Origin of the sequence: Streptomyces sp. AC1-42W (assembly GCF_003248355.1) — a bacterium.
Taxonomy (GTDB): domain Bacteria; phylum Actinomycetota; class Actinomycetes; order Streptomycetales; family Streptomycetaceae; genus Streptomyces.
In genome coordinates this window covers 720,191-733,894 of sequence record NZ_QKWY01000001.1, presented here as the reverse complement: position 1 = coordinate 733,894, position 13,704 = coordinate 720,191, and the positions used below count along the sequence as shown (strand labels likewise).

Below are 13,704 nucleotides of genomic sequence, written 5' to 3'. Positions count from 1 at the left end.
ACGTTGTAAAGAGCACAGGCATCTGACACGTGACCAGGGGTGGGGCATGACCAAGCCGAAGCGTGTAGGGATCTACGTACGCATCAGCAAGGACCGCAAGGGCCAGGAACTCGGTATCCAGCGCCAGGAGAAAGCGTGCCGGGAACTGTGCGAACGCATGGGGTGGGGAGTCCTCAAGGTCTACCCGGAGAACGACGTGTCGGCGTCGACCACGAGCAAGCGCAGCCGCCCTCAGTACACGGAGATGCTCAGAGACGCACGGGACGGCTTCATCGACGGCATCGTCGTCTACTCCATCGACCGGCTGACGCGCCGGATCAGCGAGCTGACCAGCTTCCTCGAAGAGCAGAAGGAACACGGGTTCGCGTTCGCCACGACGGAGGGCGAGGATACGGCGACAGCCAACGGCCGCATGATCCTGACGATCAAGGGAGCGGTGGCTCAGCAGGAGACCGAGCGCATGTCTGAGCGTGTCAACAACTCCCTCTTGCAGCGGAGAGAGCAGGGCAAGCCGCACGCCGGCGGGATGCGGCAATTCGGCTTCAAGGAGGGGTCGCACTTCCAGCAACTGGACGAAGGCGAAGCCGAACTCATCCGCGAGGGCTATCGCATGCTGATGGACCGAAACTCGAAGACACCTGGTGATGTGGCCCGGTACTGGAGTTCCAAGGGCTCTACGACGCCACACGGTGGCGCGTGGACCATCCAGTCAGTGAAGCGTGTGTACCGGTCGGAGCGGACCGGGGGGATCGTCACCTACAAGGGCCAGGACATCGGGGACAGCGTCTACGGCGCACCACTGACTCGCGAGCAATGGGAGAACGTTCAGACGATCCTCGATGGACGAGCCACCCAGGCGGCGCAAGGGTCAGGCAAGCGGAAGCACGTGTACTCCGGGTTCCTGCGCTGCGGCTATTGCGGCTCCGCCATGCGCGTCCAGTGGGCGACCATCCAGGGACGAACCTTCCGGCGGACGTTCTGTCACTCTGGCCAGCGAGGTCAGAACGGGCGCCTGGGCTGCGGCAAGGTGAGCCGCAAGTACGAGTGGATCGAAGAACGGCTCAATGAAGTGATTGAGGCTGCGCTCTTGTCCCGCATGTCCCAAGAGGAAGCGGCACAGACGGAGGACCTCACGGGCCAGATCAGTTTGCTGGAGAGCCGTATCCGAGCGCTCCGAGGCCGCTGGAAGGAAGGCCAGATGGAGGACGAAGACTACTTCGACTCCTTGACCCACCTTCGCGCAGAGCTCCAGACCTTGCGCGCACGCGAAACGACAGCGACTATCCGTCGATCCCGCGTCGAGACCGATGTGCTTGCGGTCTGGAAGGATGACGAAGCCGAGAACCTCGAACGCCGTCGCGCCATCGTGGCGTCCGTGATCGACCACGTCGAGGTATTCAGCATCGGCCGTGGCAGGCGCAAGCCCCCAGAGATCACGTCGATCAAAATCACGCCGGTCGGCGCAGCGGCTGAGGACTCGCCACAATATCCGGCTTGCCTCAGGAATTCATGAGGCAGGCGGCGACCAGCACAGCCTGCGGTTCCTCCGCGTCAGCGGGCGCCGAAGTCACGCTGTTGAACTTGTCGCGGTCGAGGATGCCCTCGCGCGTCGACACAATCAACGGTACTACAACTTGACCGGCCACGTTGGTGGCGGTCCGCATCATGTCCAGGATCGGGTCGATGGCCATCAGCAGGCCGACGCCCTCCAGCGGGAGGCCCAGCGTGGACAGGGTCAGGGTCAGCATGACCGTGGCGCCGGTCAGACCGGCGGTGGCCGCCGAACCGATGACCGAGACGAACGCGATCAGGAGGTAGTCGCCGATGCCCAGCTGCACGTCGAAGATCTGCGCGATGAAGATCGCGGCGAGCGCCGGGTAGATCGCGGCGCAGCCGTCCATCTTGGTGGTGGCGCCGAACGGGACGGAGAAGGAGGCGTACTCCTTCGGGACGCCGAGGCGCTCGGTGACCTTCTGGGTGACCGGCATGGTGCCGACCGAGGAGCGCGAGACGAACGCCAGCTGGATCGCGGGCCAGGCGCCCTTGAAGAACTGGAGCGGGCTGACCTTGGCGACGGTGGCGAGCAGCAGCGGGTAGACGCCGAACATCACCAGCGCGCAGCCGATGTAGACGTCGGCGGTGAACGTCGCGTACTTGCCGATCAGGTCCCAGCCGTAGTCGGCGATCGCGTAGCCGATGAGGCCGACGGTGCCGAGGGGGGCGAGGCGGATGACCCACCACAGGGCCTTCTGCAGCAGCTCCAGGACCGATTCGCTGAGGGTCAGGATCGGCTGGGCCTTCTCGCCGAGCTGGAGGGCGGCGATACCGGCGACGGCGGCCATGAAGACGATCTGGAGCACGTTCAGCTCGGCGAACGGCGTGATGACGTTGTCCGGGATGATGCCGGTCAGGAAGTCGAGCCAGGAGCCCGCGTGCTCGGGGAGCTTGCCGTCCCGGGGGGTCAGGCCGGTGCCGGAGCCCGGGTTGGTGACCAGGCCGATCCCGAGGCCGATGGCGACGGCGATCAGCGAGGTGATCATGAACCAGAGCAGGGTGCGGGTGGCCAGCCGGGCGGCGTTGTTGACCTTGCGCAGGTTGGTGATCGACACCAGGATCGCGAAGAAGACCAGGGGCGCGACGGCCAGCTTCAGCAGCTGGACGAAGATGTGGCCGATCTTGTCGAGCGTGGTGTAGAGCCAGTCGATGTCCAGGCTGCGGGTGAGCCAGCCGAGCAGGACGCCGAGGACGAGACCGGCGACGATCTGGGCCCAGAACGGGACCTTGGGTATGCGGAAGCCGGAGCCTGTGGGCTTCTCGGCGGTGGACGCGGGGTTCGCGGACACGGACACACTCCAGATGTGACGCATCGGGACGCACGGGGACGGTGTGCGGAGGGGGACGGGGGTGCGGCGCCCGCGTCAGGGCAGAACCCGGAGGGCGACGCCGCTGCATGTGCCGGAATCAGACGTTGCGGCAACAGACCGCGGACATACAGCGGCAGAGATCGACGTGCAGGCGCTCCACGAGCGGGGTGCCCGTGGCAGATCGGAGGCGCACAGCAGTCTTCATGCCGAACACGTTAACACTTGAACTTTGAGGACCTCAAAGGTCTTCTTTGGTACAAGAGAGCGCTCCCAGCCCCCGCGCGGCCGGCCGGAGCGCCCAACTCCGCCTGGATACACGAAAAACCCCAGTACAGGAGCGGTTGCTCCTGCGCCGGGGTTCGACGGGAAAAGAAGCCGGGATGTGAGGTAACTTACGCCGTTCTTACGGGGTGACGCCGTTCTCCTTACGAGGTGACGCCGTCCTCGCGGGTGCGGTTGGCCTCCAGGCGCGCCTTGGCCCGGCCGACCGAGTCGACGATCTGCTCGGACATCTCGTCACGCTGCTTGCGCAGCACGACGAAGCTGAGCGGCGCGGACAGCACCAGGGCGAGCAGGATCACCCACACGAGGTTGGAGCCCCCGACCCCGGACGGCACCACTCCGAAGTGGACGGCGACGGCCGCGATGACGAAGCAGCCGACGAAGATGCTGAGACGCATCGCGGTGTACCGGATCGTTGCGCTCGGCTTGGCAGCGGACACAGCTGGCCTTCTCTCTACGTACGACAGTCCTGCCCGACCAGTGAAGCATGCCCCGCAATCGATCGATTCGCAGGGCCGCGTCCCGGCGGTGCTCAGAGCAGCGGCAGCAGCATCGTGATGTCGTCGCGGTCGTCCCCGTCGGCCACCCGGATCGCCCCCGGAACGCGTCCGACCTCCTTGTAGCCGCAGGCCGCGTAGAAGCGGTCGGCGCCCGTGCCGCCCCGGCAGGTGAGCCGGAGCGCCTCGATGCCCTCGGTGGCGCGGGCCGCGTCCGCGACCACCTCCATCAGGTCCCGGCCGTACCCACGGCCCTGGTGACGGGGGTGGACCATCACGGTGTACGCCCACAGCCAGTGGCGCATCAGCCGGTGCGTGTTGCGGACGAGGAAGGCGGTGGCGGCGACGGCGCCCTCCCCGTCGTAACCGACGACCAGCCGGGTACGGCCCTCGGCCAGCCCGAGCTGGTGCTTCAGCAGCTCGGGCCGTACGTCCTCCTCCGACACGGGCGGTACGAAGCCCACCGCGCCGCCGGCGTTGGACACGTCGGCCCAGAGCGCGACGATGCCGTCGCCCAGGGGCGCGTCGAAGGGCGGATCGACCACAAAGGTAAGACTCATAACCGCAGATTAACTATTACATGCACGCGGCACAAGAAAGCTCCGGCCGGGGACGGTGGCCGGAGCTCTCGTACGCGTGGCGCCGCGCGGCGCGCCGGGTCAGACCCGCATCGGCTGCGGCGACTCGCGCCGCTCCGCGTCCGGTCCGGGGTACTCGCGGATGATCTCGTACCGGGTGTTGCGCTCCACCGGGCGGAAACCGGCGTCCCGGATCAGGTCGAGCAGATCCTCGCGGGTCAGCTTGTTCGGCGTGCCGTAGTTGTCCGCGTCGTGCGTGATCTTGTACTCGACGACCGAGCCGTCCATGTCGTCCGCGCCGTGCTGGAGGGCGAGCTGCGCGGTCTGCACGCCGTGCATCACCCAGAACACCTTGACGTGCGGCACGTTGTCGAACAGCAGCCGGGAGACGGCGAAGGTCTTCAGCGCCTCGGCGCCGGTCGCCATCGTGGTCCGCGCCTGGAGCTTGTTGCGGACCTTGCCGTCCTTCATGTCCACGAAGTCGTGCTGGTAGCGCAGCGGGATGAAGACCTGGAAGCCGCCGGTCTCGTCCTGGAGCTCCCGCAGCCGCAGGACGTGGTCCACCCGGTGCCGGGGCTCCTCGATGTGCCCGTAGAGCATGGTCGCCGGCGTCTTGAGCCCCTTCTCGTGGGCGAGCCGGTGGATGCGCGACCAGTCCTCCCAGTGCGTCCGGTGGTCCACGATGTGCTGGCGGACCTCCCAGTCGAAGATCTCCGCGCCGCCGCCGGTCAGCGACTCCAGACCGGCCTCGATCAGCTCGTCCAGGATGTCCGAGGCGGACATGCCGGAGATCGTCTCGAAGTGGTGGATCTCGGTGGCGGTGAACGCCTTGAGGGAGACCTGCGGCAGCGCCTCCTTGAGCGCGCTCAGCGAGCGCGGGTAGTAGCGCCACGGCAGCGAGGGGTGCAGCCCGTTGACGATGTGCAGCTCGGTGAGGTTCTCGCCCTCCATCGCCTTGGCGAGCTTCACCGCCTCCTCGATGCGCATGGTGTACGCGTCCTTCTCCCCCGGCTTGCGCTGGAAGGAGCAGTACGCGCACGAGGCGGTGCACACGTTGGTCATGTTGAGGTGCCGGTTGACGTTGAAGTGGACGACGTCGCCGTTCTTGCGCGTACGCACCTCATGGGCCAGCCCGCCGAGCCAGGCCAGGTCGTCGGACTCGTAGAGCGCGATCCCGTCCTCGCGGGTCAGCCGCTCACCGGCCCCGACCTTCTGCTCCAGCTCGCGCTTGAGTCCCGCGTCCACCAGTGCGCCTCCATGTCTTCCGTACCGGACCCGCCCCACCGTACGCCTAGGCGGGCTCGGGCAGCTCTCCGACCCGGTTCTCCCACTTGGTGGAGAGCACGATGGTGGTACGGGTGCGCGAGACGCCCTTGGTGCTGCTCAGGCGGCGGATGGTCCGCTCCAGGCCGTCCACGTCGCCGACGCGCACCTTGAGCATGTAGGAGTCGTCGCCCGCGATGAACCAGGCGTCCTCGATCTCCGCGAGGTCCTTGAGGCGGTGCGCCACGTCCTCGTGGTCGGCGTCGTCGGAGAGCGAGATGCCGATCAGCGCGGTGACCCCGAGACCGAGCGAGGTGGCGTCCACGGTGGCGCGGTAGCCGGTGATGACCCCGGCGGATTCCAGCCGGTTGATGCGGTCGGTGACGCTGGGCCCGGAGAGCCCCACGAGCCGTCCCAGCTCGGCGTACGAGGCCCTGCCGTTCTCCCGGAGGGCCTGGATGAGCTGCCTGTCCACCGCGTCCATGTGACTGAAACCTTCCATTGTTCAGCAGTACCGCAAGTCTACGTGTAGAATCTAAGGTGTGCAGGCATTAGAGCCTGCAAATCTTCTCGCACAATCAAAAACCGCTTACGAATCTTCAGGAGTGACTGCCCCGTGTACACGATCGAGATGGCCTACGCCCGGATGCGCGAGCTTCAGGACCTGGCCAACCGCTCGCGTGCCCACCACCCCGCCGCCGCCCTCCGGCTCGACCGGGCCCGCGGCCCGCGCCGCGCCGGCAAGAAGCGCTGACCCGGCCGGATCAGCCACCGGAGCCACCACCGAGCTCCCCCTCCCAGCGGCGGTACAGCCGGTGCGGCACCCCTGCCGCGTCCAGCACCCGCCCGGCGACGAAGTCCACCAGATCCTGGATGTGCGTCGCCCCCGCGTAGAAGCCCGGCGAGGCGGGCAGCACGACCGCGCCCGCCTCGTCCAGGGCCACCAGCTGCTTCAGCGTCGCCCCGCTCAACGGCGTCTCGCGCACCGCGACCACCAGCTTCCGCCGCTCCTTGAGCGTCACGCCCGCGGCCCGCTGCAACAGGTCCTTCGACAGCCCGAGCGCCACCCCCGCCACGCACGCCGTGGACGCCGGCACGATCAGCATCCCCTTGGCCGGGTACGACCCGGAGGACGGCCCCGCGGCCAGATCACCGGCCGCCCAGTGGCGTACGCCGGACACGTCCACGTCGAAGGTGTGCGGCTTGCCGTCCGCGCCCCGCGCCAGCCAGGCCGCCAGGTCCTCGCGCCAGTGCGCGTCCCGGTAGGCGATCCCGGTCTCGTCCAGGAGCGTGAGCCGCGAGGCCCGGCTCACCACCAGATCGACGCTCTCCCCCGCCGCCAGCAGCCCCCGCAGCACCGAGGCCGCGAAAGGGGTGCCCGAAGCGCCGGAAACCCCGACAATCCAAGGCGAACGCGGCGACTGACTCACTGAAGACCCGGAATCCACACCACCAGGCTATCCGGCACCGCTCACACGGTGAGCCCGCGCACCACCAGGTCCAGCAGCGCGCACACGAACAGCGCGATGCCGATGAAGCCGTTGACCGAGAAGAACGCCCGGTTCAGCCGGGACAGGTCGTGCGGCCGCACCACGCGGTGCTCGTACACGAAGGCCACCGCGACGACCGCCATGCCGATCCAGTAGAACGCCTGCGCGTCCGTGGCCAGCCCGAACCACACCAGCAGGGCCGTCGTCACCGCGTGACAGACCCGCGCGCCCCACAGCGCGGCCGGGATGCCGAAGCGCGCCGGGAAGGACAGCACCCCGTGCGCCCGGTCGGCCCGCACGTCCTGGCAGGCGAAGATCAGGTCGAAGCCGCCGATCCAGATGCCGACCGCGAGCCCCAGGATCACCGCGTCCCACGACCAGCTGCCCGTCACCGCCAGCCAGGCCCCGATCGGCCCGATGGCCTGGGCGAGCCCCAGGATCGCGTGCGGGAAGTTCGTGAACCGCTTGCCGTACGGGTAGACCACCATCGGGACCACCGCGACGGGCGCCAGCGCCAGACAGAGCGGGTTCAGCAGGGCCGCCGCCCCGAGGAACACCACGAGCGCGACGAGCGCCCCCGTCCACGCCGACTTCACCGACACCGCGCCGGTGACCAGCTCGCGGCCGGCCGTACGCGGATTACGGGCGTCGATCTCGCGGTCGATGATCCGGTTCGCCGCCATCGCGAACGTCCGCAGCCCGACCATCGCCGGCGTGACCAGCAGCAGCGTGCCCCAGTGGACGTGCTCGTCGAGCTGGAACATCGCGGTCAGGGCGGCGATGTAGGCGAAGGGCAGCGCGAAGACGGAGTGCTCGATCATGACGAACCGCAGAAAGGCCCTCACCTTGCCGCTCGGCTGCGCAGGCCCCGAACCGAGGGCCGCTTCGGCCGCGCTCACAGCCCGTACTCCTTCCACCGGCGGTCGACCAGCGTCGCCGTCTCCGGGTCCGACTCGACCATGTCCGGCCAGCCCCCGTCGCGCGTGTAGCCCTCCTCGGGCCACTTCCTCGTCGCGTCGATGCCGGCCTTGCCGCCCCAGAACTGCTGGTACGAGGCGTGGTCCAGGTGGTCGACGGGGCCCTCGGCGACCGTCAGGTCGCGCGCGTAGTCCGTGTTGCCCAGCGCCCGCCAGGCCACCTCGTGCAGATCGTGGACGTCGCAGTCGGAGTCCACGACGACGATCAGCTTCGTCAGCGACATCATGTGCGCGCCCCAGATGGCGCTCATCACCTTCTGCGCGTGCTTGGGGTACTTCTTGTCGATCGAGACGATCGCGCAGTTGTGGAAGCCGCCCGCCTCCGGCAGGTGGTAGTCCACGATGTCCGGGACGATGATCTTGAGGAGCGGCAGGAAGAACCGCTCGGTGGCCCGGCCCAGCGGCCCGTCCTCGGTCGGCGGCCGGCCCACCACGATCGACTGGAGCAGCGGCCGCTTGCGCATGGTCACGCAGTCGATGGTCAGCGCGGGGAACGGTTCCTGCGGGGTGTAGAAGCCGGTGTGGTCGCCGAACGGGCCCTCGGGCAGCATCGTGCCGGGCTCCAGCCAGCCCTCGATGACGACCTCGGCGTTGGCCGGGACCTGGAGCGGCACGGTCTTGCAGTCCACCATCTCGATCCGCTTGCCCTGGAGGAACCCGGCGAACAGGTACTCGTCGATCTCCTCGGGCAGCGGCGCGGTGGAGGCGTAGGTGACGGCGGGCGGCGCGCCGAACGCGACGGCGACGGGCAGCCGTTCCCCGCGCCGGGCGGCGACCTGGTAGTGGTTGCGGCTGTCCTTGTGGATCTGCCAGTGCATCCCGATGGTGCGCCGGTCGTGGCGCTGGAGCCGGTAGAGCCCGAGGTTGCGGACGCCGGTCTCCGGGTGCTTGGTGTGGGTGAGGCCCAGGTTGAAGAAGGAGCCGCCGTCCTTGGGCCAGGTGAACAGCGCGGGCAGCCGGTCCAGGTCGACGTCGTCGCCGGTGAGGACGACCTCCTGGACGGGGGCGTTCTCGCCCTTCACCTTCTTCGGCGGTACGTGGACCATCGAGCCGAGCTTGCCGAACGCCTCCCGGACGCCGACGAAGCCCTGCGGGAGTTCGGGCCGGAGCAGCCCGCCGATCTTCTCGCCGATCTCGGCGTAGGACGTGAGCCCGAGCGCCTTGAGCAGCCGCTTGTCGGTGCCGAAGACGTTCATGGCCAGGGGCATGGAGGAGCCCTTGACGTTCTCGAAGAGCAGCGCGGGGCCGCCGGCCTTGTTCACCCGGTCGACGATCTCGCCGATCTCCAGGTGGGGGTCGACCTCGGCCTTGATGCGCTTGAGCTCGCCCTCGCGCTCCAGGGCCCGGAGGAGGGAACGAAGATCGTCGTAAGCCATGGCGCCCAGTCTGTCATCCCACCGGTCGCGAGCCACCGGTGGCCGGGCCCGCGAGGCGGTCGGCGGCGAGCGCGGGGGCCCGGTCCTCGCCGAGGACCAGGTCCGGGTCGAACATGACGATGGTCGCCGCGACGACGAGCATCACGAACGGACCGGCCACCATGGTGAGCAGGAAGGCGAGCTGGTCGATCGAGGACTGGGTGCTGGACACCGAGGCATCCACGTGGACACTCACGGCGGCCATGCCGGTGTAGTGCATCCCGGTGACGGCGATGCCCATGACGACGCTGGCCCCGAGGCTGGCCCACAGGCCGCGGATGGAGACCGCCGCCCACAGGGCCGCGGTGGCGGCGGCCACGGCGATGAGCACGGACAGCGCGACGGTCGGCACGGAGTACTCCATGGTGCCGTGCACCCGCATGGCGGCCATGCCGATGTAGTGCATGCCGGCCACGCCGAGGCCCATGAACACCCCGGCCGCCGTCAGGACCTTGGGCCGCGAGCCCCGGTGGCCGACGAGGAAGACGCCCACGGCGGTGACCACGATGGCGACGACGAGGCTCAGCACGGTGAGACCGGTGTCGTACGAGATGTCCGAGCCCTCGGCCCGGAAGCCCATCATCGCGATGAAGTGCATGGTCCAGATGCCGCAGCCGAGCGAGACGGCGGCCAGCGAGAGCCAGCCGTTCATCTTTCCCTGATCCCTGCGGACCAGGGACCGCACGGTGCAGCGCAGTCCGAGCGCGGACCCCAGGCAGGCCATCAGATAGGCGGCGACGGGCGTCACCGCGCCGTAGTGGAAGTCGGTCACCGTGGCGTCCACGACGCGATCCTTTACTCAAGGGTTCCATCGGGACGGGACACCGGGGAACGGCTGAACTGGGCGGTCGCAGACTGCGGACCGCGCCGCCCAATCAACCACATGCCGCTCATCACCCTGAACTTATGATCTTGTGGTGATTCTCACGCGGTGATCCGCTATGCGGCTTTTCACAGAGAAGGGGGAGAACCGTCCGCGGCGGTGGCCCGGTCCGGGCCACCGGTTACCCTGGGCGCGTCACCGGGGCGGTGCGCTGCCCCGCCGAATCTCCGCTGGGGGACCTTTCCACGATGCTCCGGGCACTGATCTACCTTCTGCCGCTGGCGCTGACGATCTTCGCGTTCATCGACTGCCTCAACACCCCCGAGGACGAGGCCAAGCACCTGCCCAAGATCGCCTGGGTGTTCATCATCCTGCTGTTCTGGGTCGTCGGCCCGATCGTCTGGCTGGCCGCCGGCAAGGTACGCCACGCGCCCGGCGGGGGCCGTACGCCCTCCGAGTGGCACCGCAACCACCGTCAGCGGTGGGTGGCGCCGGACGACAACCCGGACTTCCTGAACTCCCTCAAGAAGGAGAACGAGAAGGACGAGGCGCTGCTCAAGGACTGGGAGGCGGACCTGCGCCGCCGCGAGGAGGAGCTGAAGCGCCGCGAGAACGACAGCGACGCCTCGTAGCGCCTGCCCCCTGTACGCCGACTGCCCGCCACCGGAGGTCCGGTGGCGGGCAGTCGGCGTACAGGGCGGGGGTCAGACGCCGGCGTAGGAGTGCTTGCCGGTGACGAAGATGTTGACGCCGTAGTAGTTGAACAGCCAGCAGCCGAAGGCGATCAGGGCCAGGTAGGCGGCCTTGCGGCCCTTCCAGCCGGCCGTGGCGCGGGCGTGCAGATAGGCGGCGTAGGCGACCCAGGTGATGAAGGACCAGACCTCCTTGGGGTCCCAGCCCCAGTAGCGGCCCCAGGCGTCGCCCGCCCAGATCGCGCCCGCGATGATCGTGAACGTCCACAGCGGGAAGACGGCGGCGTTGATCCGGTACGAGAACTTGTCGAGGCTGGACGCGGCGGGCAGCCGGGACAGCACGGACCGCGCGAAGGCGCTGGGCTCCCCGCCGCTCGCGAGCTTGTTCTCGTAGCTGTCGCGGAAGAGGTAGAGCAGCGTGCCGACGGCGCCGATGTAGAAGACGGCGCCGCAGGTGATGGCGGTGGAGACGTGAATCCACAGCCAGTACGAGTGCAGCGCGGGCACCAGCTGGTCGCTGTCGGTGTAGAGCCAGGTGGTGGCGATGCCGAGGTCCAGCAGGACGGTGGTGACCAGCACCAGACCCATCCAGCGGACGTTCTTCTTCAGCACCAGCAGGGTGAGGTACGTGCCGACCGCCACCGTGGAGAAGGTGATGGAGAACTCGTACATGTTGCCCCAGGGCGCGCGCCGCACGGACATCGCGCGGGCGACGACGCCGGCCGCCTGCACGAGGAACGCCAGCACCGTCAGCGAGACCGCGATCCGCCCGTAGAGGTCGCCCTTGAACGTGCCGCCGGCGGCGCCGGGGCCGTCCGGCACGTCACGCGATCCGGCCGCGGCGCGGGTGACGACCTTCGGCCGCTCCAGTACGGCGGTGCTCCCGCCCTTGGCGGCGGCCTGGACCCGCGCCGGGCCGGCCGCGGCGGCGGCTTCCTCGGTGGTGAGCGCGGCGGCGGTGCGGCCGACCTTGCTGCGGCTGCCGAACACCCACTCCGCGATGTACGCGAGGAAGGCCAGCGTGTAGACGGCCATCGAGGAATAGATCAGCACATTGCTGGTGTGTGCCAGGTTCTCGTTGGTTGCGGCGGCGAGATTCACTTCTCAGCCCCTTCGGCGGGTTCTACGGAGGACGCCTCGGCGACGTCGCTGTCGGTGCCGGGCGCGGTGGGCGCCTCGGCGTTGAGCATGACCGCGAGGTCGGCCAGCTCCTCGGGAAGCTTCGCGGACTCGCTGCGGCCGAGTCCGGCCATCTCGACGACGGTGATCCCGTCGTCGCCGCGTACGGCCCGCACCCAGACGCGTCGGCGCTGGATGAAGAGGGAGCCGGCCAGGCCGGCGATGGCGGCGACGGAGCCGGTGAGCGCCCAGCCGCTGGCGGGCTGCTTGGAGATCTGGAAGCTCGCCCACTCCTGGAGGCCCTCGAAGGTGATGGAGCCCGCGCCGTCGGGCAGCTCCATCGTCTCGCCGACGAGGAGGCGCTGCTTGAGCTTCTCGCCCTTGGCGTCCTTGAACTCCTTCATCTTGGACGTGTCGAGCTGGTACACGTTCTGCGCGATGCCGGAGTCCACGCCGAGCGAACCGTGGTAGCCGTTCAGCGCGAGAACGGGGAAGTCGGCGGCCGGGAACTGCGACCACATGGTGCCCTTGCCCTTGCCGGCGAAGGTCGGCACGAAGAACGCCTGGAAGCCCAGCTGCTCCTTCTTGCCGTCCTTGTCGCGGTAGCCGTCCAGCACCTTGATGGCGCCGCTGGAGGTGACGTTGTTGTCGATGGGCAGCAGCGGGACGGCCGCCTTGAAGACCTCCTTGCCCCGGCCGTCCTTGACGGAGATGACGGGCGCGTAGCCGTGGGCGTTGAGGTAGACCTTGGTGCCGTCGACGTCGAGGGGCTCGTTGACCTTGATGACCTTCTTCTGCGGCTTGCCGTACGCCCCGTCCGAGAACGTCACGTGCGCCTCGTACGTGCGCGGGGTGCCGACCTGCGGTCCGCTGCGTTCGTACGTACCGATGAAGTCGTCCAGGACGAAGCTGAACGGGGTCAGCTCGTCGTTGTCGAAGAGCGTGCCGGACTTGAAGTCGTCGTACTGGGTGATCGTGTTGGCGAAGCCGTCGCCCTCGACGACGAGCTTGGCGCCCTCGGACTTGAAGAGCTGGCCCCAGGCGAAGGCGATGAGCATCACGATGAGCGCGACGTGGAAGACCAGGTTGCCGGCCTCGCGCAGATAGCCCTTCTCGGCGGCGACGGCGTCCCCGGCGACATGGGCCCGGTAGCGGCGCTTGCGGACGACGGCGAGCGCGGCCTCGCGGACCTCATCGGGGGTCGCCTCGGTGCGCCAAGTGGTGTACGCGGGCAGCCGGGTGAGGCGCTTGGGGGCGCCCGGCGGGCGGCTGGTGAGCTGGCCGACGAAGGTGGCGGTGCGCGGGACGATGCAGCCGATGAGCGAGATGAACAGCAGGAGGTAGATCGCGGAGAACCACACCGAGCTGTAGACGTCGAAGAACTGGAGCTTCTCGTAGATCGGCGTGACGACGGTGTGCGCGTCCTTGAAGGTCTGCACCTTCATCTCGTCCACGCTGTTCTGCGGGATCAGCGAGCCGGGGATGGCGCCGAGGGAGAGCAGGAAGAGCAGGATCAGCGCGACCCGCATGGAGGTGAGCTGGCGCCAGAACCAGCGCGCCCAGCCGACGACGCCCATGGCGGGCAGGTTGGCGAGGGCCTCCTCGCGGGGGGCGGTGGAGAGCTGGGAACCGGCGGCGCCCAGCTCAGCGGCGTTCTCCCGGTCCCGCTCCTGGGAGGGGTTGGACGTGGTGTTGCTCATTGGT

At 68.5% G+C, this 13,704-nt stretch carries 14 protein-coding genes; 3 read left to right on the top strand and 11 right to left on the bottom strand.

Annotation, left to right across the window (positions count from 1 at the left end):
* Nucleotides 1-46 precede the first annotated feature (46 nt).
* Complete coding sequence (locus DNK56_RS03335; protein ID WP_111330273.1) at nucleotides 47-1,513, top strand: recombinase family protein; 1,467 nt, start codon at nucleotides 47-49, stop codon at nucleotides 1,511-1,513.
* On the opposite strand, the gene DNK56_RS03330 is transcribed toward DNK56_RS03335, so the two are convergent.
* From DNK56_RS03330 to DNK56_RS03310, 5 genes are all read right to left on the bottom strand, one after another.
* Complete coding sequence (locus tag DNK56_RS03330) at nucleotides 1,500-2,843, bottom strand: dicarboxylate/amino acid:cation symporter (RefSeq protein WP_111330271.1); 1,344 nt, start codon at nucleotides 2,841-2,843, stop codon at nucleotides 1,500-1,502. The two genes, DNK56_RS03335 and DNK56_RS03330, sit on opposite strands and share 14 nt — an antisense overlap.
* Before the next feature lie 446 nt (nucleotides 2,844-3,289).
* Nucleotides 3,290-3,544, bottom strand: coding sequence for a DUF4229 domain-containing protein (locus DNK56_RS03325; RefSeq protein ID WP_111335398.1), 255 nt, complete (start codon nucleotides 3,542-3,544; stop codon nucleotides 3,290-3,292).
* Nucleotides 3,545-3,678: 134 nt separating this feature from the next.
* Nucleotides 3,679-4,203, bottom strand: a complete 525-nt coding sequence (locus tag DNK56_RS03320; protein ID WP_111330269.1) for a GNAT family N-acetyltransferase — start codon at nucleotides 4,201-4,203, stop codon at nucleotides 3,679-3,681.
* A 99-nt stretch (nucleotides 4,204-4,302) separates the two neighbouring features.
* Entirely contained in the window at nucleotides 4,303-5,466 is a 1,164-nt protein-coding gene (mqnE, locus tag DNK56_RS03315) for an aminofutalosine synthase MqnE (RefSeq protein WP_111330267.1), read from the bottom strand.
* 46 nt (nucleotides 5,467-5,512) lie between these two features.
* The gene (locus tag DNK56_RS03310) at nucleotides 5,513-5,968 is read right to left on the bottom strand and encodes an Lrp/AsnC family transcriptional regulator (protein ID WP_199563897.1); all 456 of its coding nucleotides are present in this window, start codon (nucleotides 5,966-5,968) and stop codon (nucleotides 5,513-5,515) included.
* A gap of 132 nt (nucleotides 5,969-6,100) precedes the next feature.
* Here DNK56_RS03310 and DNK56_RS35225 point away from each other — a divergent pair, with 132 nt between their 5' ends.
* The gene (locus DNK56_RS35225) at nucleotides 6,101-6,238 is read left to right on the top strand and encodes a hypothetical protein (RefSeq protein ID WP_199563898.1); all 138 of its coding nucleotides are present in this window, start codon (nucleotides 6,101-6,103) and stop codon (nucleotides 6,236-6,238) included.
* Nucleotides 6,239-6,248: 10 nt separating this feature from the next.
* On the opposite strand, the gene DNK56_RS03305 is transcribed toward DNK56_RS35225, so the two are convergent.
* From DNK56_RS03305 to DNK56_RS03290, 4 genes are read right to left on the bottom strand one after another with little or no spacing between them, the layout of a single operon-like run.
* Nucleotides 6,249-6,914 carry a UbiX family flavin prenyltransferase gene (locus DNK56_RS03305; protein WP_111330263.1) on the bottom strand — a complete coding sequence of 222 codons (666 nt, stop codon included), beginning with the start codon at nucleotides 6,912-6,914 and terminating at the stop codon, nucleotides 6,249-6,251.
* A gap of 41 nt (nucleotides 6,915-6,955) precedes the next feature.
* The gene (gene mqnP, locus DNK56_RS03300; RefSeq protein ID WP_111330261.1) at nucleotides 6,956-7,873 is read right to left on the bottom strand and encodes a menaquinone biosynthesis prenyltransferase MqnP; all 918 of its coding nucleotides are present in this window, start codon (nucleotides 7,871-7,873) and stop codon (nucleotides 6,956-6,958) included.
* Complete coding sequence (locus DNK56_RS03295) at nucleotides 7,870-9,327, bottom strand: menaquinone biosynthesis decarboxylase (protein WP_111330259.1); 1,458 nt, start codon at nucleotides 9,325-9,327, stop codon at nucleotides 7,870-7,872. The genes mqnP and DNK56_RS03295 overlap by 4 nt, the downstream gene beginning before the upstream one ends.
* 13 nt (nucleotides 9,328-9,340) lie before the next feature.
* The gene (locus DNK56_RS03290) at nucleotides 9,341-10,150 is read right to left on the bottom strand and encodes an MHYT domain-containing protein (protein ID WP_111330257.1); all 810 of its coding nucleotides are present in this window, start codon (nucleotides 10,148-10,150) and stop codon (nucleotides 9,341-9,343) included.
* Nucleotides 10,151-10,437: 287 nt separating this feature from the next.
* Between DNK56_RS03290 and DNK56_RS03285 the strand changes: the two genes are divergently transcribed.
* Nucleotides 10,438-10,821 (top strand): PLD nuclease N-terminal domain-containing protein, encoded by a 384-nt coding sequence (locus DNK56_RS03285; RefSeq protein ID WP_111330255.1) that lies wholly within the window; start codon nucleotides 10,438-10,440, stop codon nucleotides 10,819-10,821.
* A 72-nt stretch (nucleotides 10,822-10,893) separates the two neighbouring features.
* Here the strand turns inward: DNK56_RS03285 and ccsB are convergent, their stop codons facing one another.
* Both ccsB and resB read right to left on the bottom strand, forming a co-directional pair.
* Nucleotides 10,894-11,982 carry a c-type cytochrome biogenesis protein CcsB gene (gene ccsB, locus DNK56_RS03280; RefSeq protein WP_111330253.1) on the bottom strand — a complete coding sequence of 363 codons (1,089 nt, stop codon included), beginning with the start codon at nucleotides 11,980-11,982 and terminating at the stop codon, nucleotides 10,894-10,896.
* Nucleotides 11,979-13,700 carry a cytochrome c biogenesis protein ResB gene (gene resB, locus DNK56_RS03275; RefSeq protein WP_111330251.1) on the bottom strand — a complete coding sequence of 574 codons (1,722 nt, stop codon included), beginning with the start codon at nucleotides 13,698-13,700 and terminating at the stop codon, nucleotides 11,979-11,981. The genes ccsB and resB overlap by 4 nt, the downstream gene beginning before the upstream one ends.
* Between the last annotated feature and the right edge of the window lie 4 nt (nucleotides 13,701-13,704).